The organism is Mesorhizobium sp. M0830, assembly GCF_040319965.1.
Classification (GTDB): domain Bacteria; phylum Pseudomonadota; class Alphaproteobacteria; order Rhizobiales; family Rhizobiaceae; genus Mesorhizobium.
The window spans coordinates 1-21,943 of sequence record NZ_JAMYOR010000086.1 but is presented as its reverse complement, the minus strand read 5'-3'; the positions used below and the strand labels follow the sequence as shown (position 1 = coordinate 21,943).

Sequence of the window (21,943 nt, the reverse complement as noted above, 5' to 3'; positions counted from 1 at the left end):
TTTTTTTTTTGTTGCTGTTTGTTTTCGTGTTTTGTTTGGGTTTTTTTTTTTTTTTTTTTTTTCTTTTTTTTAATTTTTTTTTTTTTTTTTTGTTGTGGTTTTTTTTTTCCCCCCCGCGCCAGTTTGAAGAGCGCCCAGGATCAATAGATCTTGGAGAACTTCTCGATGTTCGACTTGTCGAACTGGAAGGGCGGAGCCATCGCAGCCGAGTTGGTGTCGTCGAGCGTGACCTTGCCGACGCGGCCGATCGACAGCGTGGCACCAGGCTTCGCCTCTTCCTTCTTCACCGCCAGATCATGGGCGAGGTAGACGGCCGAATAGCCGAGGTCGATCGGGTTCCACAGCGCAACCGCCTGGCTGGCGCCGTTGTCGATGAACTTCTTGAACTCGGACGGCAGCGCCAGACCGGTGACATTGACCTTGCCGATCAGGTTCGCATCGGTGACGACCTGGGCGGCGGCGACGACGCCGACGGTGGTCGGCGCAATGATCGCCTTGAGGTTCGGATAGGACTTCAACAGGCCCTTGGCCTCGTCCGTGCTCTTGGCCGAATCGTCATCGCCATAGACGGTGGCGACGAGTTTGATCTTGGGGAACTTCTCCGGCAGGATTTTCTTGGCCGCATCGATCCAGGCGTTCTGGTTGGTGGCGGTCGAGGAGGCCGACAGGATGGCGACTTCGCCGCCTTCCGGCAGGTAATCGGCGGCAAGCTTGATGATGGTCTCGCCGATCAGTCCGGTGTCCGACGGGTTGAGGTGAAGCTGGCGGCCTTCCTTGGCGACGCCCGAATCCCAGGAGATGACGGTGATGCCGCGTTCCATCGCCTTCTTCAGCACCGGCACCAGCGCGTCGGCGTCATTGGCCGAAATGGCGATGGCGTTGACCTTCTGGGCGATCAGCGAATTGACCACTTCGATCTGCGCTTCGGCGGTCGCCTTGGTCGGGCCGGTGTAGATGATGTCGACATCGCCAAGTTCCTTGGCCGCCTCTTCGGCGCCCTTGTTGGCGGCGTCGAAGAAGCCGTTGCCGAGCGACTTCACCACCAGCGCGATCTTGACGTTCTCGGCATAGGCTGCATTCACGAACATGGCGGCTGAAAAAGCCGCGGTCACCATCAATTTCTTCAAGAAGCTCATCGAATATCCTCCCTTGAGCGTTGCATTCCATCGCCGCTGCTGGCGTGAGGTGTCTCAGGCCTGCAGCGAAGATTCTTCCTTTGCCGACTTGCGGGCGACGATCAGCGTCACGCCGGCGGTCTCTAACATCTTGGCTTCGCGATCCTCGATGCCGTCATCGGTGATGACGGTGGCGATGCGCGACAGGCCGCATAGGATCAGGCTGGAGCGTTTGCGGAATTTCGAGGAATCGACCAGCACCACCAGTTCGTCGGCCTGGTCGATCAGTTTCTGCTCCGCCTGGATCAGCAGCGGGTCGCCCTCCATCAGGCCGAGCGGCCCAAGCCCTTGCGCGCCCATGAACATGCGGCGCGCATAGAAATTGCGCGTCACGTCATTGTCGAAGGGCGACAGGATGATGTTCTGCTCGCGGTAGATTGTGCCGCCCGAGAGCATCACCGTGTTCTTGGAGTGCTTGAGCAGGTGCTCGGCGATCGGGAACGAATTGGTGAAGATCGGCATGCGGCGGCCGGTGAGGAAATGCACCATCTGGAAGGTGGTGGTGCCGCCATTGATGATGATCGGCTCACCGTCCTTGCACAGCTCGACCGCTTCACTCGCGATTGCCCGCTTCTGCGAGGCGTTGATTGTTTCATTGACGGAAAAGGGCCGGCCGGCCAGCCCAATGAACTGCGGCGGCGAGAGTGCTTCAGCGCCGCCACGCACACGGCGCAGGCGCTTCTGGACATGGAGTGCCGCGATGTCACGCCGGATCGTCGCCTCGGAGGACTCCGTCAGGTCGACCATCTCCTGCACCGTCACCACAGGTTTTTCCTGGACGGCGGACAGAATGATCCTGTGGCGCTCTTTTTCGTGCATGGTTCCTCCCTGCCTCGGCATCTAGGCACCCAAAACGCGCAGTGTCAATCATTTCCGATCATATAATTTCATTGTGCAGTGCAATATGATCGGTCTTGATCGTTTGTGATTGACAAGCCGGCTGCTTCCGTGGAAATTCGGGCAAAATTGGCCGCACCGTTTGCGTGCCTTCGGGAGGATTGCATATGCTCGACAAGCGCACCGGCACGCGGCTCGCCAATCTGTGGGACGAGGCCAAGGCTCAAGCGATGAGCGAGCCGGAACTTCTGGTTTATCGCTCGAACACGCTTGGCTCCGACAAGCGCGTCACCAATTATGGCGGCGGCAACACCTCCTCGAAGATATGGCAGAAAGACCCGCTCACCGGCGAGGATGTCGAGGTGCTTTGGGTCAAGGGCTCGGGCGGCGACAGCGCCTCGATCAAGCTTGACGGCTTTGCCACCCTCTACATGGACAAGCTGCGCGCGCTCAAAGGCCTCTATCGCGGCGTTGAGCACGAAGACGAAATGGTCAGCTTCCTTCCGCACTGCACCTTCAACCTTAATCCGCGCGCCGCCTCGATCGACACGCCGCTGCATGCCTATGTGCCGAAGCCTTTTGTCGATCACATGCATCCGGACGCCATCATCGCCATTGCCGCGGCCAAGGATTCCAAGGCGCTGACCGGGGAGATCTTCGGCGACGCCATCGGCTGGCTGCCGTGGAAGCGTCCCGGCTTCGAACTCGGCCTGTGGCTGGATAAATTCTGCCTCGAACATCCCGCGGCCAAGGGCGTCATCCTGGAAAGCCACGGCCTGTTCACCTGGGGCGACACTCCTCGGGAATGCTATGAGACGACGATCTCGGTGATCAATCAGGCGATCGAATGGTTCGAGCGCCGCTCCGAAGGCGTCGCCATCTTCGGCGGCGAAGCGGTCAAGTCGCTCGATTCCGCTTCACGCCGCGCCATTGCCGCGAAACTGATGCCGAAAATCCGCGGCCTGATCTCGGAAAAGAGCCACAAGACAGGTCATTTCGACGATTCGCCCGCCGTTCTCGAATTCGTCAACTCCAGGAATCTGCGCCCGCTGGCGGCGCTCGGCACGTCGTGCCCTGACCACTTCCTGCGCACCAAGATCCGTCCGCTGGTCATCGAGTTCGATCCGGCAAAGCCCGATGTCGATGCCGTCATCGCGCGCCTCGCCGACGACGTCGCGGCCTATCGTGTTGGCTATCAGGCCTATTACGACAGCTGCAAGCACGCCGACTCGCCAGCCATCCGCGATCCCAACGCCGTTGTCTATCTGATGCCCGGCGTCGGCATGTTCACTTTCGCCGGCGATAAGGCGACGGCGCGCATCTCAGGCGAATTCTACGTCAACGCCATCAACGTCATGCGCGGCGCCTCGACCGTCTCGTCCTATGTCGGCCTACCCGCGCAGGAAGCCTTCGACATCGAGTACTGGCTGCTCGAGGATCTGAAGCTGCAGCGCATGCCGAAGCCGAAGGCGCTTGCCGGCCAGATCGCGCTGGTCACCGGTGGCGCCGGCGGCATCGGTCGCGCGACCGCCAACCGGCTGCTGAGCGAAGGCGCCTGCGTCGTGCTGGCCGACATTGACGAGACAGCGCTCGCCAGCGCCAATGACGAATTGTCCAAAGCCTATGGCAAGGATTTCGTCCGGCCGGTGCCGATCAACGTCACCTCGGAGGAGCAGGTTATCTCCGGCTTTGCCGAGATGGCGGTCGAGTTCGGCGGCATCGACATTCTGGTGTCGAACGCTGGCCTCGCCTCCTCGGCGCCGATCGAGGAGACGACGCTGGCGCTGTGGAACAAGAATATGGATATCCTGTCGACCGGGTATTTCCTGGTCTCCAGGGAGGCGTTCCGGCTGTTTCGCGTGCAGAACATCGGCGGCAACGTCGTCTTCGTCGCCTCCAAGAACGGACTTGCCGCCTCGCCCAACGCCGCCGCCTACTGCACCGCCAAGGCCGCCGAGATTCATCTCGCTCGATGCCTCGCACTGGAGGGAGCGGAAGCCCAGATCAGGGTCAATGTCGTCAACCCGGACGCGGTGCTGCGCGGCTCGAAGATCTGGAGCGGCGAATGGAAGGAACAGCGCGCCGCGGCGTACAAGATGTCGACCGACGATCTGGAGGAGCACTATCGCTCGCGTTCGATGCTGAAGCGCTCGGTCTTCCCGGAAGACATCGCCGAAGCGATCTATTTCTTCGCCTCCGACATGTCAGCCAAGTCGACCGGCAACATCATCAATGTCGACGCGGGCAACGCGCAGAGTTTTACACGCTAATGATCTGAAGGCGGCGCCGCCGACGCCGAAGCGCTTCCGGCAGGCGGATGACGGGCAGCGCCGGCCGAAAGCATTTTGGGAGGAATAGCAGTGTCCGAAACCATCATCTCCGCCGACGTCGTCGGCAAAGACAACGCCGCGCGCAAAGCCAACCTCGAGCGCGACTACGCCTCGCTCGGCGAGCGCCTCGACCGTCGCGGCATCGCCATCGATGCCATCCGCGACAAGGTCGAGAAATTCGCGGTGGCGATTCCGTCCTGGGGCGTCGGCACCGGCGGCACCCGCTTTGCCCGCTTTCCCGGCGTCGGTGAACCCCGCGACATCTTCGACAAGATCGAGGACTGCGCCGTGATCAAGCAGTTGACTCAGGCGACGCCGACCGTATCGCTGCACATTCCGTGGGACAAGGCCGATCCGAACCGGCTGAAGCAGGCAGCCTCGCGCTTTGGCCTCGGCTTCGACGCCATGAACTCCAACACTTTCTCGGATGCGAAGGACCAGAAACTCTCCTACAAATTCGGCTCGCTCTCGCATGCCGATGCCGGGACGCGCCGGCAAGCGGTCGAGCACAATCTCGAATGCATCGAGATCGGCAAGACGCTGGGTTCCAAGGCGCTGACGGTGTGGATCGGCGACGGTTCGAACTTTCCCGGCCAGGCCAATTTTGCCAGGGCGTTCGAGCGCTATCTCGAGGCGATGAAGCAGATCTATGCCGGGCTGCCCTCTGACTGGAGGCTGTTCAGCGAGCACAAGATGTACGAGCCGGCCTTCTATTCCACCGTCGTGCAGGATTGGGGCACCAACTACATCATCGCTAGGGAACTGGGCGACAAGGCGTTCTGCCTGGTCGATCTCGGCCACCACGCCCCCAACGTCAACATCGAGATGATCGTCTCGCGGCTTATCCAGTTCAAAAAACTTGGCGGCTTCCACTTCAACGATTCGAAATATGGCGACGACGATCTCGATGCCGGCTCGATCGACCCCTACCGGCTGTTCCTTGTCTTCAACGAACTGGTCGATGCGGAGCTTTCGGGCGCCGAGGGTTTTGATCCCGCGCATATGCTTGACCAAAGCCACAATGTCACCGACCCGATCGAAAGCCTGATACTGTCGGCGGTCGAGGTGCAGCGCGCCTATGCGCAGGCGCTGCTGGTCGACCGCAAGGCGCTCGAAGGGTACCAGGACGGCAACGACGCGCTGATGGCGACGCAGACGTTGAAAGTCGCTTACCGCACCGATGTCGAGCCGATCCTGGCCATGGCGCGATTGAAGACGGGCGGCGCCATCGATCCGGTCGCCGCCTATCGGGCGGCGGGCTACCGCGCCAAGGTCGCCGCGGAACGCCCGGCGGTCGCCGGCGGTTCGGGCGGCATTGTCTGAGGCGAACTCCCAGCCGATATTGCCCCTCACCGGTTTGCTTCGTGAGGGACCGTTTTGTGAATGGACTCGATTGATCCGAGAGGCTCTTCTAGGCGCACCCCCCGCCCGGAGAACCGCCATGCCTCTCAACCGTCGAACCCTGATCGCCGTTAGTCTCTCCGTCGCCTTTGCGCTTGCGCCACTACAGTTGACTTTTGCTGCATCGCCGGCGCCGGCCAAAGGCGAGCACGGCATGGTGGTGACGGCCCAGCGTCTGGCCTCCGAAGTCGGCATCGAAGTCTTGAAGAAGGGCGGCAATGCTGTCGACGCGGCGGTTGCCGTTGGTTATGCGCTCGCCGTCGTCTACCCCAATGCCGGCAATATCGGCGGCGGCGGCTTCATGACCATCCGCTTCAAGGATGGCAAATCGACCTTCCTCGATTTCCGCGAGCGGGCGCCGCTGTCGGCGACCAAGACCATGTATCTCGACAAGGACGGCAACCCGGTGAAGGGTGCCAGCCTCGACGGCTATCTCGCCGTCGGCGTGCCGGGCTCGGTGGCTGGTTTCGAGATGGCACGCGAAAAATACGGCAAATTGTCCCGCCAGGATCTGATGGCGCCGGCAATCAGCTTTGCCAAGGATGGCTTCATCCTCAATCAGGGCGACGCCGCCTCTTTTGCCGGCAGCGCCGACAGGCTGGCGAAGGACCCCGCCGCCGCCGCCATTTTCCTGAAACCCGGCGGCAAGCCCTATGGCATCGGCGAGAGGCTGATCCAGCCTGATCTTGCGGCCTCGCTCGCCGCCATTTCCGAAAAAGGTCCTGATGCCTTCTATAAAGGCGCTATCGCAGACGCCATCGTCAAGGCGAGTGGCGCCAAGGGCGGCATCCTGGCCAAGCCGGATTTCGAACAATATGCGGTCCGCGAACTGAAGCCCGTGACCTGCTCCTATCGCGGCTACGAGATCACCTCCTCGCCGCCGCCAAGCTCAGGCGGCGTCATCATCTGCGAAATCCTCAACGTGCTGGAAGGCTATCCGCTGTCCTATCTCGGTGCAGGCTCGGCCGAGACGGTCCATGTCATGGTGGAGGCGATGCGCTACGCATATGTCGACCGCAATTCGGCGCTAGGCGATCCCGATTTCGTCGACAACCCGGTCACGAAACTGCTTGATAAGGCCTACGCCAAGGATATCCGCGACAAGATCGACCCGTTCCGGGCCGGCGTGTCGCAGGACCTGATGCCGAAGGGTTTTGGCGAGAGCAAGGAGACGACCCATTATTCGATCATCGACAGTGACGGCAACGCAGTCGCGGTCACCTACACGTTGAACGGCTCCTTCGGCGCCGGCGTTGTCGCCGATGGCACCGGCATCCTGCTCAACAACGAGATGGACGATTTCACCCAGAAGCCCGGCGTGCCCAACCTCTATGGCCTGGTTCAGGGCGAGGCTAATGCCATCCAGCCCAAGAAGACGCCGCTTTCGTCGATGAGTCCAACCGTGGTGGCCAAGGACGGCAAGCCGTTCATGGTCATAGGCAGCCCCGGCGGCTCGCGCATCATCACCATCACACTGGAAGCCATCGTCAATGTCATCGACCATGGCATGAACATCCAGGAGGCGATCGACGCGCCGCGTATCCATCACCAGTGGCTGCCCGATAAGGTCTATATCGAGCCGTTCGGTCTGTCGCCGGATACCGAGAAGCTGCTGGCCGGCATGGGTTATCACCTCGATCTCGCTGACCAGACCTGGGGCCAGGCGGCAGGCATCCTGGTCGGCGGCAAAAGTCTGGCGGAAATCGAGAAGGGCGGCGGCGCGCGCTACAATGGCGCCATCGACAGCCGCGCGGCCTCTGGCGAGGCGCTTGGATACTGAGCTTGGCAAGGCTGGAGATGGGCTTGGAGCAGCGTAGCGATGCGGGTTGATCGCCCGCTGCTCAAGCGGGTTGGCGCATAGAAGCAATGGTCGTCACAAGACCAGCGTGATGGTGGAGGCAATCAGCATCACGGCGGCAATGCCGACGAACAGCGCGTAGATGCGCGGTCGGTCGAGCAGCAGCGCGTTGCCGGATATCCAGGCGGACGTGGCGCCGCCAAGCGCGAAGAGGAAGCCGTTGCGGTGCCCGAAGACCATCGATGCGGCCATCAGTCCGCCAATGATCAGCGCGCCGAATACGATGATCACGGCAACGGCGTATTTCTCGAAATCGTTGCCGCTCCCCATGCTCGGACCGATCGCGTTCAACGTCGGCAGGTCGTCCGGATCGAAGGGGTTGGTCGACCCATACTCGTCTTGACCGACAGGCTCTCGCATCATTCGTTCTCCGTATAGCGGCAACAAATCATCAAGCCTTGCCGAGCGCAACCCGATTGCACTGCCTTGATGCGTTCGACCGGTCTTTTGACGCCTTCTGGCGGCGGTTCGCAGCCGCCTTTTTGATTCGCGCCCTGGCCGTCTTCGGGTCTCTGGCTATCCGGGACCCGGCGATTGCCGTCCCTCTATCATGGAATGCAGTCGTGGAGGAAAAATGATTCGGCACGTGGATTGCGTTTCGCGGACTGCGATTTTCGCGTGATGCGCACGGGGCTCCCGCAGGCCGAATCGCCTGCGGCCGGCGGACGGGTTGCGCCTGACAATCCGTCTGGCAAAAAAGCAGGCCTGTCGGAGCGCGTAAATGTTGACTATTAAGTTCATGTTTCATAGTCAATCGGGAGTCCAAATCGAAAAGCAGGCGCGCCGCAGTGCAGAGAGACCGAGAGCTCCAGCCGAGAGCCATGCCCGATCATCCGTGTCGAATGACCCGGCGCCAGGCACTGGGGCTTTTCACGCTGCCGTTCGCGGGTATGGCGTCGGCGACGGCCGAACCCCGCAGGCCGCGCATAGTCTGCCTCGATGACGGGCTGGCCGAGACCTTGCTTATGCTGGGTGTGACGCCGGTTGCCATTGCCGACCGTCAAGTGTGGGAGACCTGGGTCGTCGAGCCGCCGCTGCCGGCCGATATCGCCGATGTCGGCACGCTGCTCGAGCCCAATCTCGAATTGCTGCAGCAGCTCAAGCCCGACATCATCCTGTCCGTGCCGTATATCGACGGCATCAAGCCGCTGCTCGAACGCGTGGCGCCGGTGACGACGATCGGGCTCTATACCGAAGCCGGGCAGCCCTATCGGCGCGCCGTCGAGGCGACGCGCCAACTCGCCAGGCTTGTCGGCAAGGAAAGCGAAGGCGAAGCGCTGATCGCGGCAACGGATGCTTATTTTTCAGAAGTTCGCCAGCAGCTGGCGCCGCTTTCGGCGCAGCCGATCTATGTCGTCAGCTTCATGGACCCGCGCAATGTGCGCGTCTACGGCAAGAAAAGTCTGTTTCAGGAGGTGTTCGACCGTATCGGGCTCAGCAACGCCTGGACGGGCGAGACCAATTATTGGGGGTTTTCGACCGTCGGCATCGACGGTTTGGCGACAGCCAGCGACGCACGCCTGGCCTATCTCGAACCCTTGCCCGAGGGCGCCGGCGGCACGCTGACCGAAAGCCCGGTCTGGAACGCCATGCCCTTCGTGCGCAACCGCTCGATCATGCGTCTTCCCGCCGTCCTGATGTTCGGCGCGCTTCCGTCCGCGACCCGTTTTGCCCGGGTCCTGGCGTCGGCAATGACCGCGGAAGCTGCTCATGGCTGACGGTGCTGCGACCATCGTTCAAGAGGGAAAGCCTGCGTCGGCCGGCCGAGCCTTGCCAGGGGGCTTTCTCGGCAACCAGCCGGTAGGCGCGATCCTGCTTTGTGCCATGCTGCTCGCGGCGGGGGTAGCGGCAACCGTCTCAAACCTCACGGTGCAGCTGCCATCGGCGCTCTGGCTCCAATCGCTCGCCGCCCCCGACATCGCCGACATGCGACAGGTGCTCGTCCACTACGCCTTCCTGCCCAGGCTTGCGGTCAGCCTTTTGTGCGGCGCCGCACTCGGGCTTGCCGGAACGGTCCTGCAACAGGTTCTACGCAATCCGCTCGCCTCGCCCGAAACGGTCGGCGTCTCGGCCGGCGCCTATCTGGCGCTGGCACTGGCGACGCTTCTGTCACCGTCCCTGCTTGCGTTCGGCCGCGAATGGGTGGCGCTTGCCGGCGCCTTCACAGCCCTTGCCGCCGTCTTCGCCCTGTCCTGGCATAAGGGCCTGTCGCCGCTTTCGGTCGTGCTGGCGGGGCTTGTGATCAGCCTCTATGCCGGCGCCATCGGTGCCGCGCTCATTGTGCTGCGGCATGAATGGCTTGCCAGCCTGTTCATCTGGGGCGCCGGTTCGCTCGGCCAGCAGGACTGGTCGACGACGCTGTGGCTGTTGCCACGCATCGGCACTGTTGCGCTGGCGATCTTCCTCATGGCGCGGCCGCTGACCTTGCTTGGCCTCGACGATGAAGGCGCGCGCAGCCTTGGCGTGCCGCTCGGCGCCTATCGCTTCGCCGGACTGGCAGCCGCCGTCGCGCTGATCGCCTTCGTCGTTGCCGCTGTCGGCGTCATCGGCTTCGTCGGCCTGGCCGCAGCCACCCTTGCGCGCATCGGCGGCGCACGACGGCTGGGCCAGCAGCTGGTGATGGCGCCGCTCATCGGCGGCGCGTTGCTGTGGGCCGCCGACCAGGCCGTGCAGATCGCCACCGGACCGCAAGGCGACCTGCTGCCGACCGGCGCGATCACGGCACTTCTCGGCGCGCCGCTGCTGCTTTGGCTGCTGCCGCGGCTTGCGCTTGGGTTGGAAACCCCGGCCTTGACGGCCGCGCGCCTGCCTCGCGTAAACCGGCCCGACCTCCTGCTGGCGGCGATCGGCTTGGCTCTGCTTTTGCTGCTGGGGTTGGCTTTGCTCTATGGCCCGGGGCCGCATGGCTGGACCTTTGCTTTCGGCGACGAGCTACGGCCAATGCTATCGTGGCGGTGGCCTCGCGTGCTTGCCGCGGCGAGCGCCGGCGCCATGCTGGCGCTCGCCGGGCTGATGATGCAGCGGCTGACCGGCAATCCGATGGCCAGTCCCGAAGTGCTGGGCATCAGCGCCGGCGCCGCGCTCGGCATGATGGTGGCGCTGTTTGCGCTCTCCGATGCCGGACGCCCTGTTCAGACGGCAGCGGCAACCATCGGCGCCTTCAGCGCTCTTCTGGTGACGCTGGCGATCGGCCGCCGTGCCGCCTATGCGCCGGAGCGGTTGCTGCTTGCCGGCGTTGCACTGACGGCCTTGTTCGATGCGCTGATCCTTGTGCTCACCGCCACCGGCGATCCTCGCGCCATGCTGCTGCTCAACTGGCTCACTGGTTCGACCTATGGCGTCGACATTGGCGCCGCCCTGCTGACCGGTGGCATCGCCGTCTGCCTCTTCGCGCTCGCGCCTCTCTTCATACGCTGGCTCGACATCCTGCCGCTCGGCTCCGCCGCCGTGCAAGCCCTTGGCATCAACCTGAAGAGGACGCGGCTTCTCGTGCTGCTGATGGTCGCGGCGCTCACCGCCGCCTCGACGCTGATCGTTGGCCCGCTGACCTTCATCGGCCTGATGGCGCCGCACCTAGCCCGTCGCCTTGGCCTTTCCCGTGCGCTGCCGCAGGCCATTGGCGCGGTGCTCGTCGGCGCGCTGATCATGGTCGTCGCCGACTGGATCGGTCGCACAGCCATCTTCCCGCGCCAGATCCCCGCCGGCCTCGTCGCCACGCTGATCGGCGGCCCGGTGCTGATGTGGCTGCTGCGAAGGTGAGACGCACAGACGAATGCGAGCGGGCAATGGCGAAGCATCTTGATGCTTTTCCCGGCACCCCAGCTTCGATCTGCATGCCTGCGAGAACCAGATGTCGATCCCGCCGGTCATCGTCAATCGCGCGGTGCAGGCGGCGTTTGCGGTGAGGGGCCCCAGCTACCGGCCGTTACCCTTCAACGCCGCAATGACCTGTTCTCGTTGTGTGGCCTCCTCCGCGTTCATAGCGCCAAAGCGCAGGGCGCAGCGGAATGTTTCCCCCGGAGCGACGCGAACCAGGCGACCTCTTTCCTTTGCCGCGAGATAGCCGTCGGGTTCGGCGGTCGCAGGTAGCACGAGGCCAAGCGCGTCCTGATCGGCACCGCGCGTGATCCAGCGCACGGCATAATTGAGCTCGTCGGGGCGAAAGCTGACGAAATCCGCCGTCCGGTCCGGATGGACCTGCAGGGCGTGCGCCCAGCCCTCGGCGTCTGCTTTCGCCTTCATCGTCAGCACGAGTTCGGGATCGATCGGCTCGCCCTTGGTCAATATGCGATGCCGCGAAGGGTCGGCTACGACGGCGTCGCGATAGGCAAGGTAGCCTTCGCTCGGTTCAAAAAAGGGTGGAAGCACTTGGCGAACGACAATGTCGGCGTGATCATCGGCGACGGTGTCGATCAGGCGCCCGCCATCGGCCGGCCTGAAGTTGATGTGCGCCAGGTACATCAGCTCCATGGGCGAGCGTTTCAGGTTCTCGATGGCAATGTCGACGGCCACGCTTGTGGCGTCGCGCTGCAGCCGCACGGTAGGCTTCATCAGATAGTCGTGGCTGAAGGCGACGGTCTGTCGGCAGTGCCCTGTCAACGCCATGAAGGGCCCTTCGGAATTGCTGCCGGCGATCAGTTGCACATGCCCATAGGGCGCATTTGGCAGGTCGCCGTGAAGCGGGTGGCGGTCATCAAGGCCAGGATTGCCCATCGCGGTGGCGCCGCAGTGAATGAAGAACGCGCCGTAGTTCGAGAGGTAGTCCCGGGTCGCGACGGGCTCGTCGAACATCGACCGCATGGTCAGGGAGCGGTTGAGGAACGTTGCGTCCCAAATCTGCTGTCCCTGGAAGGGCAGCATGACGATTTCGCCCTTTGCGTTGCTGATCCGAAGACCGGCAACACCGGATCGATAGCGAAAGGCGGTGGCGAGAAGTCCCCGATAGCGGGCCACGATTGTTTCCGACGGGCCGAACAGCTCGGGCACGAGATCGACGAAAACGTCATCGGAGTACTCGGGATACATTGTTTCGACCTCGATCTGTCGCAGGCGCATGCCGATAGTCGCAGGAAACCTCTGGAAATCAACGGCAGCGCGTCAGGCTCAACCAGGACGGCTGATGGCGGAGCGTCTCGGCGCCCCGGGAGAGCGCTTCGTCGGCTCTATCGCTCGCGCCGCTTTGCAACAAGCCCCGATTTCTATTTGGCTGAGGCCGGGGGCAGCTCGTATAGAGTGGCGCCGCTCTCCTGGCCACGCTCGACATAGCCGATGATATGAAACCATCTGGCGACGTCAGGTCCCTGGAGCCAGCTGCGCGAGTGGATGGGGAGGTTGCCGGCAAGCGCCTGGATGTGCCTGATATGCCGCTTGCAGAAGCGAACGGTCGCGGCACGGAAGAAATCCTCCTGCGCTGCAAACAGCGTATCGGCGGCGTCGCTGTTCTCATGCCAGGCGATGATCGCCACGGCCTTGTCGCCCTCGACGAGTGCGTGAGCACGGCCTTCTTTCAAATTCATCATCAGATTGTCGTAGGCGATCTTGCTGTCCTTGCCGGCCGCCACGTATTCATCCGACATCCGCTTGGAGAGGCCGTGAAACACATCCTCCAGATCCCCAAGCGTTGCTGCGCGTGCTCTCATTTCTCCTCCTAGCGCCCCGGCAGGCAGTTTGCCCTAAGGTTGGGGGATCACCAAGCAAATCAAATCCGCCAGCAGCCTGATGTGAGCAAAGTGATTTCGCCGTCACTACTGCCGTCACCAAATCCCTTGAAACCAAGCCATTGAAAAAGGCTCTCGTGCCTCCTTGCGCACCTGGATGCGGACGGCCCGGCTGTGCACTTGACGTTGCGCAGACCATCACCATCTCGAACGGCGTGCCGCGATGGCGCACCGATTGCTTGCTCGCAAAAGACGTCGAAAAAGATGGAGGAAGTGATGAACGACGTTCGCTTTCCGGAACCCGTATTCCTTAAGTTCCGCACCGCATCGCGCAAGGTCGCAAGCAGCTTCGAGGCGTTGGAGTGCCTGGACCAACAGTGGCCCGAATGGGCGCGCGGACGCAACTGGCGCGCAGCCGCGCGCGCCTGTCGCGACGCGCTGGACGGCTGGCGCAGCGCGCGCGACGCGCAAAAGGCCTTGCTGAAAGCGGCAAGGAGTGCAGGGGTCATCGCTGCGGAAGCGCACTCTCGCGGCAACTCCCGCTCGGTCCGAATAAACGAAGGCCTGCGACCCGACGCGATACTCCCTGCGACCCGACGGGATACTCAGTGAACGGCAATGACGCCGTCGACGGCGTGCCATTCCGACGGTGCGGCAAGGCGATGGCGCGCGCGGTGTGTAGGGTGTCCCTTCCAACTCTCGCTCCGGTTACGAGGAAATCCTTAGCTCGGGAAATTCCGGGCAAGGTCATACTCCTGGCGGATATAGTTTGCGGGCCGGCAAGAAATTTCGGCGGGAACAAAGCTTCCTAATCATCGTTCATTCGCCGCCCGGACTCACCCGTCCGGTCGTGTCGTCCGCTACTCGATCTTTGGCGCAGGCGCCTGCTGTTGAAAGACGAAAAATGGAGGAAGCTATGAAACGAACCCTTGTAATCGCCGCCACACTGATGGGCTTGTTGGGTGCTCCCGCAATTGCTGCGACTCACTATTGGGTCGCCAAGGACACGAGCACGAAGACATGCACGGTGGTCTCTTCGAAGCCCGACGGAGTAAAGATGACGGCCATCGGCAAGAAAATGTACTCGAGCTATTCGAGTGCAGACAAGGCTCTGAGGGTTTTGGCCGCCTGCAAGAGCTGACAAGCATGCTGTTAGCCCGCCTGGGCATGCCCGGGCGGGCTTTGCGTCAACTCGAATGGCTCTCCTCTCGACGAACATCTCGTCTTCAAGCGAGCCACCTCGCTCTCGAACGCTAATATCGTCATCCTGCGGTTTTCGGAGGACGTCGGTCTCGCCCATGACATCCGGACGACCGCGCCCGAACTGGTGGGCGACGATGGCGAGGCCTTGCCGAAGACGAGGTGAAGCGCTGGTCGAGTGAGGTGCGCAAGCATTAGCCGGACTGGGTGGCTGGGACTGTTCAGCCGATCCTTGCCGACGCGTTATCCGCTATGCGTGGTGTGCCCGCGTTCTGGCGGCCTTCTGCGCTGCCTGCTTCCTTCCGCGAGCGCCTTTCGTTTCGGCGGCCTTCTTCGCGGCGGCCGAGCGCTCCTCAGCCGTCCGGCGCGAGGCCGCACGCTTGGCCTGCTGCGAGAGCGCCTCGTGCGACGCCGTGCTCTTCGGCTCGTGCTCCAGCACCTTGGAGACGGCTTTCGAGACCTGCGGGCGGCGTTTCGGCCTGCGTTCGCCCTGGCCGGCCTCGTAGGCGTATTCGGCGCTCTTGCGCGTGCTCTCCTTCACCTTGCCCTTTTTGGGCGGGGGCAGGTCTACGCCTGCGCGTCTTGCCTCGGAAAGTCCGATGGCGATGGCCTGCTGGGTCGATCGCGCGCCGTGTTCGCCCTGGCGGATTTTGTCAATCTCCTCGTGCACGAATTCGCCGGCCTGGGTGCTCGGCGACTTGCCCTCACGTTTGTCCTTTTGGGCCTTCTCGATGGTTTTCTTATCCGGCATTGTCTTTCTCCCACATAAGGGTTGCGACAGCCATTCGGGTGGCAGTGCTCGCTGTCTCTGTCCTACATGAGGTCCTAACGCGTTGAGGACGCAAATGATCCCGGGCCGGGTGATCCAAGGCGCGGCAATCAGGATGTCGATCTCTCCGAACTCAGATGGCGCGAGAACCAACGGCTCGCGAGGTCCGCGACTTCGTCCAGGGCGCCTGGCTCTTCGAACAGATGCGTCGCGCCAGGGACGATGGCGAGTTCCTTTTCGCAGTGGAGCGCCGACAGCGCCGAGCGGTTGAGCGCGATCACCTGCGTGTCCGCGCCTCCGACGACGAGCAAGGTCGGCGCCCGGACTTGCGGCAGGGCGAGCGCTGCAAGATCGGGCCGGCCACCACGCGAAACCACGGCCGCGGCCTGGTCGGGCCGCTCGGCCGCCGCTACCAGGGCGGCACCGGCGCCCGTACTTGCGCCGAAATAGCCAAGCGGCAGGAGCGACGTGTTCGGCGAGGCGCCGAGCCAGTCCGTGACGCCGATCAGCCGGTCGGCGAGCAGTCCGATATCGAAGCGCAACTCGGCAGTGACTTGGTCGATCCGCTCCTCTTCGGCCGTCAACAGGTCGACGAGGAACGTGGCGAGGCTCGCCTCGTTCAGCCGTCCGGCCACGTAGCGGTTGCGCGGGCTGTGGCGGCTGCTTCCGCTGCCATGGGCGAAGAGCACAAGGCCGCGAGCATCCGGGGGCATCGACAGATTGCCTTCAAGCTTGACGCGATCCGCGGGAACGCGCACGACCTGCTCGCTGACTGAAACCCCGTCCATACCCACCTCCGCTACGTTGATCTTTTGCCGCGCGCCGAGCCGGCGGCCGCGTGCCCAGCCGATGCCTCTTCGGATAGCGAGACCTCTTTGGAAGCGGCAGGCTTGGGCACGGATTTGGCGAGGAGCGCGCGGACCTCTTGATCGCTCGTCTGTGAGAAATCCACGTACCACCGGCCGACACCAAGGAGCGGCTCTGGCGTCGTCGCGCAAACCACCTCGTCGGCGTCTGCCCGCATCGCGTCGCAAGTCTCGGGGCTGCCGACGGGAACGGCCGCGACGATATGGGCGGCGTGGCTTTTTCGGAGCGCCTTGATCCCCGCCCGCATCGTTGAACCGGTCGCAAGCCCGTCATCCACGAGGATAATGGTTCGTCCGTTCAACCGCGGCGGGGGCCGCCCGCCCCTATAAAGGTGCTCGCGGCGCAGAAGCTCTTTTTCCTCCTTTGCGGCGACCGCGTCGATGACATCTGGCGGGATCGCGAGACCGCCGACAATTTCGTCGTTCAGGACCCGTACGCCGGAGGGCGCGATTGCCCCCATGGCCAGTTCCTCGTGGCCGGGAACGCCGAGCTTGCGCACGACGAGGACGTCGAGCGGTGCCTTGAGTGCCTGCGCGACCTCGTAGCCAACCGGCACGCCGCCTCGGGGCAGCGCCAACACGATCACGTCGTCGCGCCCGGCAAAGCGAACGAGCTCTTCGGCTAGTTGCCGCCCGGCCTCGCGGCGATCTGAAAAGACGATAGCCATGATTTTCGATCCGCGTGCATCTGTTTCCCAGAGTATGTCTTCCCCAACCTGCTTGAGCCTTGGGCCTCAACGGCTAGCCTGCGGCTACTCCCGTGAACAAGCCTGCGGCGCCGGCACTCTTTTGGAACTCGCTCGCTGCTTGGACGTTCCAAGAATAGTTTCGATCGCGAGGTGCCATCACGCGCATTAGCGCGGATCGAGAACACTGCAGATAGTGATCTGTACGAGCCTCGTCCGACCACCCGGCAACCTCGCGATCCCCAGCAACGGCCGCGTTTTGGCGACTTGTTGCCTCGGCAATCAGAGAGAGGAATATCCCATGCAAGTTCAGGAGATCATGAGTCATCGGACCGAACTGGTCGGCCCGAACACGACAATCAGGGATGCCGCCCGGAAAATGCGGGCCGACAATCTCGGAGCCCTTCCTGTCGGCGAGAATGACAGGCTGGTCGGCATGGTGACGGACCGCGACATCGTGATGCGCGGCGTCGCCGAGGAGCGCTCAGCCGGCAATACCACTGTTCGCGAGGTCATGTCCGAGCATGTCTATTGGTGCTTCGACGATGCCGACATCAGTGATGCGGCGAAGATCATGGCCAGGCATCAGGTGCGCCGCCTTCCGGTGATCAACCACGATAAGCGCCTCGTCGGCGTCATTGCCCTGGCCGACCTCGGTCGCACCGACGAGGAAGCCGCCAAGATCGCCCTCGAAGGCGTTTCCGAGGCGACGGACGATCCCCGGCGCTAGACGACTGTCCGGCTGCTCCACTTCGATTTCCCCGATTGCCGGTCTTGCTCTTGTCGTCGAGACGAAGGCCAGCTCGAATCCGGTCAAGACGGAGCCGCCGACAACACTGAATGCCGACTGGGGAACGCGCACCGGGAACAACAGGCAGACACGGCTGTTTGGTCACAGCAGCCGTGATCGGATTTGATTGGAAGGAGCATTTCGATGAGTGCCACCGGACTCGACGTATTCGACAAGACACTGCAGACGACGAATATCTGGCTCGACGAGATCATGGACGAGATCGGGCCGGATCGGCAAATCGCCTGGCATGTTCTCGGCGCGGTACTGCACGCGCTGCGGGACCGGATGCAGCCGGATCTTGCAGCCCACCTCGGCTCGCAGCTTCCGATTCTGGTGCGCGGCGCCTTCTACGACCAATATCAGCCGTCCAAAGCTCCCGAGAAGATGCGGTCGCTCGACGAGTTTCTCGCCAAAATCGAGGCGGAGCTGGAATTCACCCGTCCGGTCGGTTCCAAGGATGCATTCAGGGTTGTGTCCAAGGTGCTTGCCCATCATGTCGGAGAAGGACAGATGCACAAGGTCTGGGACTCCCTGCCAGGGGAGATCAGACACGTCGCCGAAGCTCAGCAAGCGGCGCCAACGGTGCCGACGCGGCCTTCTCGGTCGCAATCCTCCCTGGGAAAATAGCAAACTTGGGAAAATAGCAAATGCCACTCACCCTTGTCAGCCCGGCGTTCCCGACCGGGCCGGCTTGGCACTGCCTTGCAAAGCGGGGCTCGAATACCATTCGATCGTGAACGGTGATCGCTCGATCCGGCCGGGATCCGGCAGCGCCTTTGCCAGCTGGTCTACAGCTTCCGGCTCATTGCTGCGAATGAATTACAATGTTCCAGGACCAGCGACTCTCGGAGGCTTTGCACGCGGGGTTTCGGCCGCTCGCAGCGCCGCAGTCCCACGACGACCGTCCTCCCGAAAGGCGCGATGCCCTGCCTGAACCTTTCCGACCAGCGACGCGAGCGCGTTCTCGTCGAGCGTCTCGGTCTCGAGCAGCCTGCGTGCCGCCTTTTCGAGGAGATCGCGCCGTTCGGTGAGCAGGCCCACCGTTCGTTCGAAAGCCGCCTCGACAATGCCGCGCACTTCAGTGTCGATGGCGTCGGCGGCGGCCTCGCCGTAATCGTGCTCGCGCGGCCCGCCGGCGAGCGGGTTGGGGGCCAGGAAGGAGCGTGGGTCCTTTTCCAGAACCACATGGCCGAGTCTTGCCGACATGCCGTAACGCGTCACCATGGCGCGCGCTATGTCGGTTACCTTGGCGAGATCATCAGCGGCTCCGGTGGACAGGTGGTCGAATACGATCCACTCCGCCGCCCTGCCGCCGAGCAGCACCGCCATCTTGTTGTCCAGTTCCTCGCGCGTCATGAGGAAGCGGTCTTCGGTCGGGCGCTGGATGGTGTAGCCGAGCGCGCCGACGCCACGTGGTATGATCGATACCTTGTGCACCGGATCGACGCCAGGCAGCGCCATGGCGACCAGTGCGTGGCCCATTTCGTGATAAGCGACGATCTCGCGCTCTTTTGGGTTCAACAGCCTGTTGCGCTTTTCGAGCCCGGCGACGATGCGCTCCACCGCGTTGTTGAAATCCTCCATTGTTACGGCATCCGCCTTGCGGCGCGTGGCGAGCAATGTCGCCTCGTTCACGAGATTGGCCAGGTCGGCGCCGGTAAAGCCGGGCGTCAGTGCGGCCACTTTTTCCGCATTGACATCCGTTGCCAGCTTCGACGTGGCCATATGCACCTGCAGGATCTTGATGCGACCCTGCTTGTCCGGCCTGTCGACCAGCACTTGTCGATCGAAGCGGCCAGCCCGCAGAAGTGCCGGATCGAGGATCTCGGGGCGGTTCGTCGCGGCCAGCAGCACGACGCCGATCTGTGGATCGAAACCGTCGAGTTCGACCAGAAGCTGGTTGAGCGTTTGTTCCTTTTCATCGTGGCCGCCGACCGTGGTTCCTCGGGCGCGGCCAAGCGCGTCGAGTTCGTCGATGAAGATGATCGCTGGAGCCCTGGACCGAGCCTGCTCGAAGAGGTCGCGCACGCGCGCGGCCCCGACCCCGACGAACATCTCGACGAACTCGGAACCGGAGATCGAGAAGAACGGCACCTTGGCCTCGCCCGCGACAGCCTTGGCGAGCAGGGTCTTGCCGGTGCCTGGCGGCCCGACCAGCAGCACGCCTTTGGGCATGCGTCCGCCGAGGCGGCCGTATTCGCCCGGGTTCTTCAGAAAGTCCACGATCTCCTGCAACTCGGCCTTGGCCTCGTCCACTCCCGCCACGTCGTCGAACGTCACCCCGGTATTGGCTTCGACGTAGATTCTGGCCTTGCTCCTGCCGATCTGCATCAAGCCACCGACGCCGCCGTCCATGCGTCTTAGGAGCAGCATCCACAGGCCAAAGAAGACGAGCACCGGCACAACCCAGGAAAGCAGGTCGCTCAGGAAAGTGCTTTCGACCTGGCCGGTGACCGTGACACCGTGCTCCTGCAGGTCACGGGCGAGGTTAGGCTCGACCCGCGTGGTGATGAATAGCGGCTTGCCACCCTGTGGCTCCTTGAAGCGGCCTTGGATGAAACGATCGGAAACCTGCACCTCGGCGATTTTGCCGCCGTTCAGCAGGGTCTCGAACTCGCTGTATGGGATCTGCGCGACGTGCTGCGTCGTGGCATAGAAATATTGGAAGACCATCACGCCTGAGAAGGCGGCGATCCAGTACCAAATATTGAACCGCGTCTTTCTGTTGTTCATGTCCATGGCAGCCTCCGGCATGAAAACTGATATAGGTCGCTGCGCGCGCGCGGCATCGCTATCGGCCCGGTCCGCCGCAAAAAAGTAGGATGTCCTGACCCGCCGCCGACGATCCCTGGGATCGGTCATTGTCCTCGGCCGACCGGCACGCCCAGTGAACCTGCCAGGCCGTTTTCATTGCGCTCGCTCAACCGAACAGGCGCACCTCAAATTGACCAAAGCCTATCCAAAGCCAACCGCCAAACAGCCATGATCCCTGTCCAGAGGCGTCGCGGCCTTGATCTCCACATTGGAGACTGTGCCGCTCCAAACAAAGCACTGAGCCCACGGTGCGATTTTGGCGCCGCCGCCGGCCTGCCAAAACCTTGCGAATTTGGACTTCGGACAGCGGCATTCTGAGGGTATCTCCTTGTCGACCTGGCCCAATACTCTCAAAAGCAGCCTCAAAATCGACGCATGAAATGAGACTACGTGGGACGACTTGAGAAGCCCGTTCAGCACGTCGAGCGGCAGAAAATACAGCGAAATTCGCGCTGTGTGAGACTGTCTGAGACGGCTTGAGAAGAATAGATGGTGCCCAGAGGCGGAATCCAAGCAAATGAAATCGGGCTTTGCTTTCAATTCGTTGTGGTTCGCTCAGTCACGACACCGACCAACAGCAATACCAACAAAATATTTCTGTGGATTGGTTCGGTTCCCCAAACTTCGCTCTGCTCGCTACGACGCCGGCATACCGCATCTTATCTCAAAAGCCGATAGCGGTTGCTACTTCTAGGCGGTCCTCTCGATGACATTCCCATGATGCGGGGGCGAGTCGAGAGAGCGTTACATCGCGAGTCCCACTATCGAAGAGGCTTCGGGCCGAAATCGTTCGAAAAGTTCGACGCGCCGTAAAGTCTACACCAACCATAGAATCCCGTTTCGCAGAAGCGTATCGCAATGGAATCAGGAATCACTTTTACGGTCTCGACCGAGCGCCATTCTATTCAGATGCTATGGGCACGACGCGGTTTTTTTACAATATCGATCAGAATCGTATTGGCTCACGACAGCTTCTGCCCCTTGCGGTCCTGATTGATGGCGAATTTTTGGCTGGAGGTGTAGTGGAACCGAGGCGAGACGGTAAGAACTTGCCCCGGAGGCAGCTTTCGGGTGAGCTTCCTCAAGCTGCCGGCTGTGTGGCCGCTCGTAGCAGCATGCCAAAAAGGTCGCGCGGCTCGTCGGGATCGGCAAGCAGATCGAGTTCCTCGTAGAGGCCGGTCGTTTGCAGTTGGTCGCGCACATAGCGCAGGGCCGAAAAATCCTCGATGGCGAAGCCGACTGAATCGAACAGCGTGATCTGCTTGGCGTCGCGGCGGCCTTGAACCTTGGTGGTGATGACTTGCCAGAGCTCGGTCACGGGATGGTTGGGATCCAGCTGCTGGATCTCGCCCTCGATGCGTGTCTGCGGCGGAAACTCGACGAAAATCTCGGAGCGCAGCAGGATGTCCTTGTGCAGTTCGGTCTTGCCGGGGCAATCGCCGCCGACGGCGTTGATGTGGACGCCGGAGCCGACCATGTTGTCGGTGAGGATGGTGGCGCACTGTTTGTCGGCGGTGACGGTCGTGATGATCCCGGCACCTTCAACCGCTTCCTGCC

At 62.4% G+C, this 21,943-nt stretch carries 19 protein-coding genes and 1 pseudogene; 10 read left to right on the top strand and 10 right to left on the bottom strand.

Annotated elements, in window-relative coordinates:
- Positions 1–140 precede the first annotated feature (140 nt).
- A complete protein-coding gene (rhaS, locus tag NKI20_RS30930; RefSeq protein WP_023758010.1) occupies positions 141–1,136 on the bottom strand; it encodes a rhamnose ABC transporter substrate-binding protein in 996 nt (331 codons plus the stop codon).
- 54 nt (positions 1,137–1,190) lie between these two features.
- The gene (locus tag NKI20_RS30925) at positions 1,191–1,994 is read right to left on the bottom strand and encodes a DeoR/GlpR family DNA-binding transcription regulator (protein ID WP_352837654.1); all 804 of its coding nucleotides are present in this window, start codon (positions 1,992–1,994) and stop codon (positions 1,191–1,193) included.
- Between the two features lie 185 nt (positions 1,995–2,179).
- On the opposite strand from NKI20_RS30925, the gene NKI20_RS30920 reads away from it, so the two are divergent.
- From NKI20_RS30920 to ggt, 3 genes are all read left to right on the top strand, one after another.
- Positions 2,180–4,282, top strand: coding sequence for a bifunctional rhamnulose-1-phosphate aldolase/short-chain dehydrogenase (locus NKI20_RS30920; RefSeq protein WP_352837652.1), 2,103 nt, complete (start codon positions 2,180–2,182; stop codon positions 4,280–4,282).
- A 90-nt stretch (positions 4,283–4,372) separates the two neighbouring features.
- Entirely contained in the window at positions 4,373–5,665 is a 1,293-nt protein-coding gene (rhaI, locus tag NKI20_RS30915; RefSeq protein ID WP_352837650.1) for an L-rhamnose catabolism isomerase, read from the top strand.
- Between the two features lie 118 nt (positions 5,666–5,783).
- Complete coding sequence (gene ggt, locus NKI20_RS30910; protein WP_352837648.1) at positions 5,784–7,523, top strand: gamma-glutamyltransferase; 1,740 nt, start codon at positions 5,784–5,786, stop codon at positions 7,521–7,523.
- Between the two features lie 93 nt (positions 7,524–7,616).
- Here ggt and NKI20_RS30905 read toward each other — a convergent pair whose 3' ends face one another.
- Positions 7,617–7,964, bottom strand: a complete 348-nt coding sequence (locus NKI20_RS30905; protein ID WP_032907080.1) for a hypothetical protein — start codon at positions 7,962–7,964, stop codon at positions 7,617–7,619.
- A 479-nt stretch (positions 7,965–8,443) separates the two neighbouring features.
- Here NKI20_RS30905 and NKI20_RS30900 point away from each other — a divergent pair, with 479 nt between their 5' ends.
- Both NKI20_RS30900 and fhuB read left to right on the top strand, forming a co-directional pair.
- Complete coding sequence (locus tag NKI20_RS30900; protein ID WP_352837646.1) at positions 8,444–9,319, top strand: ABC transporter substrate-binding protein; 876 nt, start codon at positions 8,444–8,446, stop codon at positions 9,317–9,319.
- Complete coding sequence (gene fhuB, locus NKI20_RS30895) at positions 9,312–11,360, top strand: Fe(3+)-hydroxamate ABC transporter permease FhuB (protein ID WP_352837644.1); 2,049 nt, start codon at positions 9,312–9,314, stop codon at positions 11,358–11,360. The genes NKI20_RS30900 and fhuB overlap by 8 nt, the downstream gene beginning before the upstream one ends.
- 156 nt (positions 11,361–11,516) lie before the next feature.
- Here fhuB and NKI20_RS30890 read toward each other — a convergent pair whose 3' ends face one another.
- Together NKI20_RS30890 and NKI20_RS30885 are read right to left on the bottom strand one after the other, a co-directional pair.
- Positions 11,517–12,656 carry a DUF4432 family protein gene (locus tag NKI20_RS30890; protein ID WP_352837643.1) on the bottom strand — a complete coding sequence of 380 codons (1,140 nt, stop codon included), beginning with the start codon at positions 12,654–12,656 and terminating at the stop codon, positions 11,517–11,519.
- Positions 12,657–12,799: 143 nt separating this feature from the next.
- Positions 12,800–13,240 carry a hypothetical protein gene (locus tag NKI20_RS30885; RefSeq protein WP_023758000.1) on the bottom strand — a complete coding sequence of 147 codons (441 nt, stop codon included), beginning with the start codon at positions 13,238–13,240 and terminating at the stop codon, positions 12,800–12,802.
- Between the two features lie 294 nt (positions 13,241–13,534).
- Here NKI20_RS30885 and NKI20_RS30880 point away from each other — a divergent pair, with 294 nt between their 5' ends.
- The 3 genes and pseudogenes from NKI20_RS30880 to NKI20_RS33845 form a co-directional block, all read left to right on the top strand.
- Positions 13,535–13,870: a DUF982 domain-containing protein gene (locus tag NKI20_RS30880; protein WP_352601263.1), complete on the top strand. Its 336-nt coding sequence runs from the start codon at positions 13,535–13,537 to the stop codon at positions 13,868–13,870.
- 304 nt (positions 13,871–14,174) lie between these two features.
- Positions 14,175–14,399 carry a hypothetical protein gene (locus tag NKI20_RS30875; RefSeq protein WP_352601261.1) on the top strand — a complete coding sequence of 75 codons (225 nt, stop codon included), beginning with the start codon at positions 14,175–14,177 and terminating at the stop codon, positions 14,397–14,399.
- Positions 14,400–14,459: 60 nt separating this feature from the next.
- A pseudogene (locus NKI20_RS33845) lies at positions 14,460–14,764 on the top strand (nucleotidyl transferase AbiEii/AbiGii toxin family protein); the annotation flags it as partial.
- Here the strand turns inward: NKI20_RS33845 and NKI20_RS30865 are convergent.
- The 3 genes from NKI20_RS30865 to NKI20_RS30855 all read right to left on the bottom strand — a co-directional run bounded on the left by NKI20_RS30865 (position 14,709) and on the right by NKI20_RS30855 (position 16,761).
- Entirely contained in the window at positions 14,709–15,209 is a 501-nt protein-coding gene (locus NKI20_RS30865) for a DUF6496 domain-containing protein (RefSeq protein WP_352601259.1), read from the bottom strand. The pseudogene NKI20_RS33845 and the gene NKI20_RS30865 overlap by 56 nt on opposite strands.
- Before the next feature lie 128 nt (positions 15,210–15,337).
- Complete coding sequence (locus NKI20_RS30860; RefSeq protein ID WP_352601257.1) at positions 15,338–16,015, bottom strand: dienelactone hydrolase family protein; 678 nt, start codon at positions 16,013–16,015, stop codon at positions 15,338–15,340.
- Between the two features lie 11 nt (positions 16,016–16,026).
- Positions 16,027–16,761 carry a phosphoribosyltransferase gene (locus NKI20_RS30855; RefSeq protein WP_352837639.1) on the bottom strand — a complete coding sequence of 245 codons (735 nt, stop codon included), beginning with the start codon at positions 16,759–16,761 and terminating at the stop codon, positions 16,027–16,029.
- Between the two features lie 337 nt (positions 16,762–17,098).
- Between NKI20_RS30855 and NKI20_RS30850 the strand changes: the two genes are divergently transcribed.
- Positions 17,099–17,509: a CBS domain-containing protein gene (locus tag NKI20_RS30850; protein WP_352837637.1), complete on the top strand. Its 411-nt coding sequence runs from the start codon at positions 17,099–17,101 to the stop codon at positions 17,507–17,509.
- Between the two features lie 204 nt (positions 17,510–17,713).
- Entirely contained in the window at positions 17,714–18,199 is a 486-nt protein-coding gene (locus NKI20_RS30845; RefSeq protein WP_352837635.1) for a DUF2267 domain-containing protein, read from the top strand.
- Positions 18,200–18,391: 192 nt separating this feature from the next.
- Here NKI20_RS30845 and ftsH read toward each other — a convergent pair whose 3' ends face one another.
- Complete coding sequence (ftsH, locus tag NKI20_RS30840; RefSeq protein ID WP_352837633.1) at positions 18,392–20,311, bottom strand: ATP-dependent zinc metalloprotease FtsH; 1,920 nt, start codon at positions 20,309–20,311, stop codon at positions 18,392–18,394.
- Positions 20,312–21,467: 1,156 nt separating this feature from the next.
- The coding region (locus NKI20_RS30835; RefSeq protein ID WP_502898179.1) for a Rossmann-fold NAD(P)-binding domain-containing protein at positions 21,468–21,943 on the bottom strand (476 nt) is incomplete at its 5' end.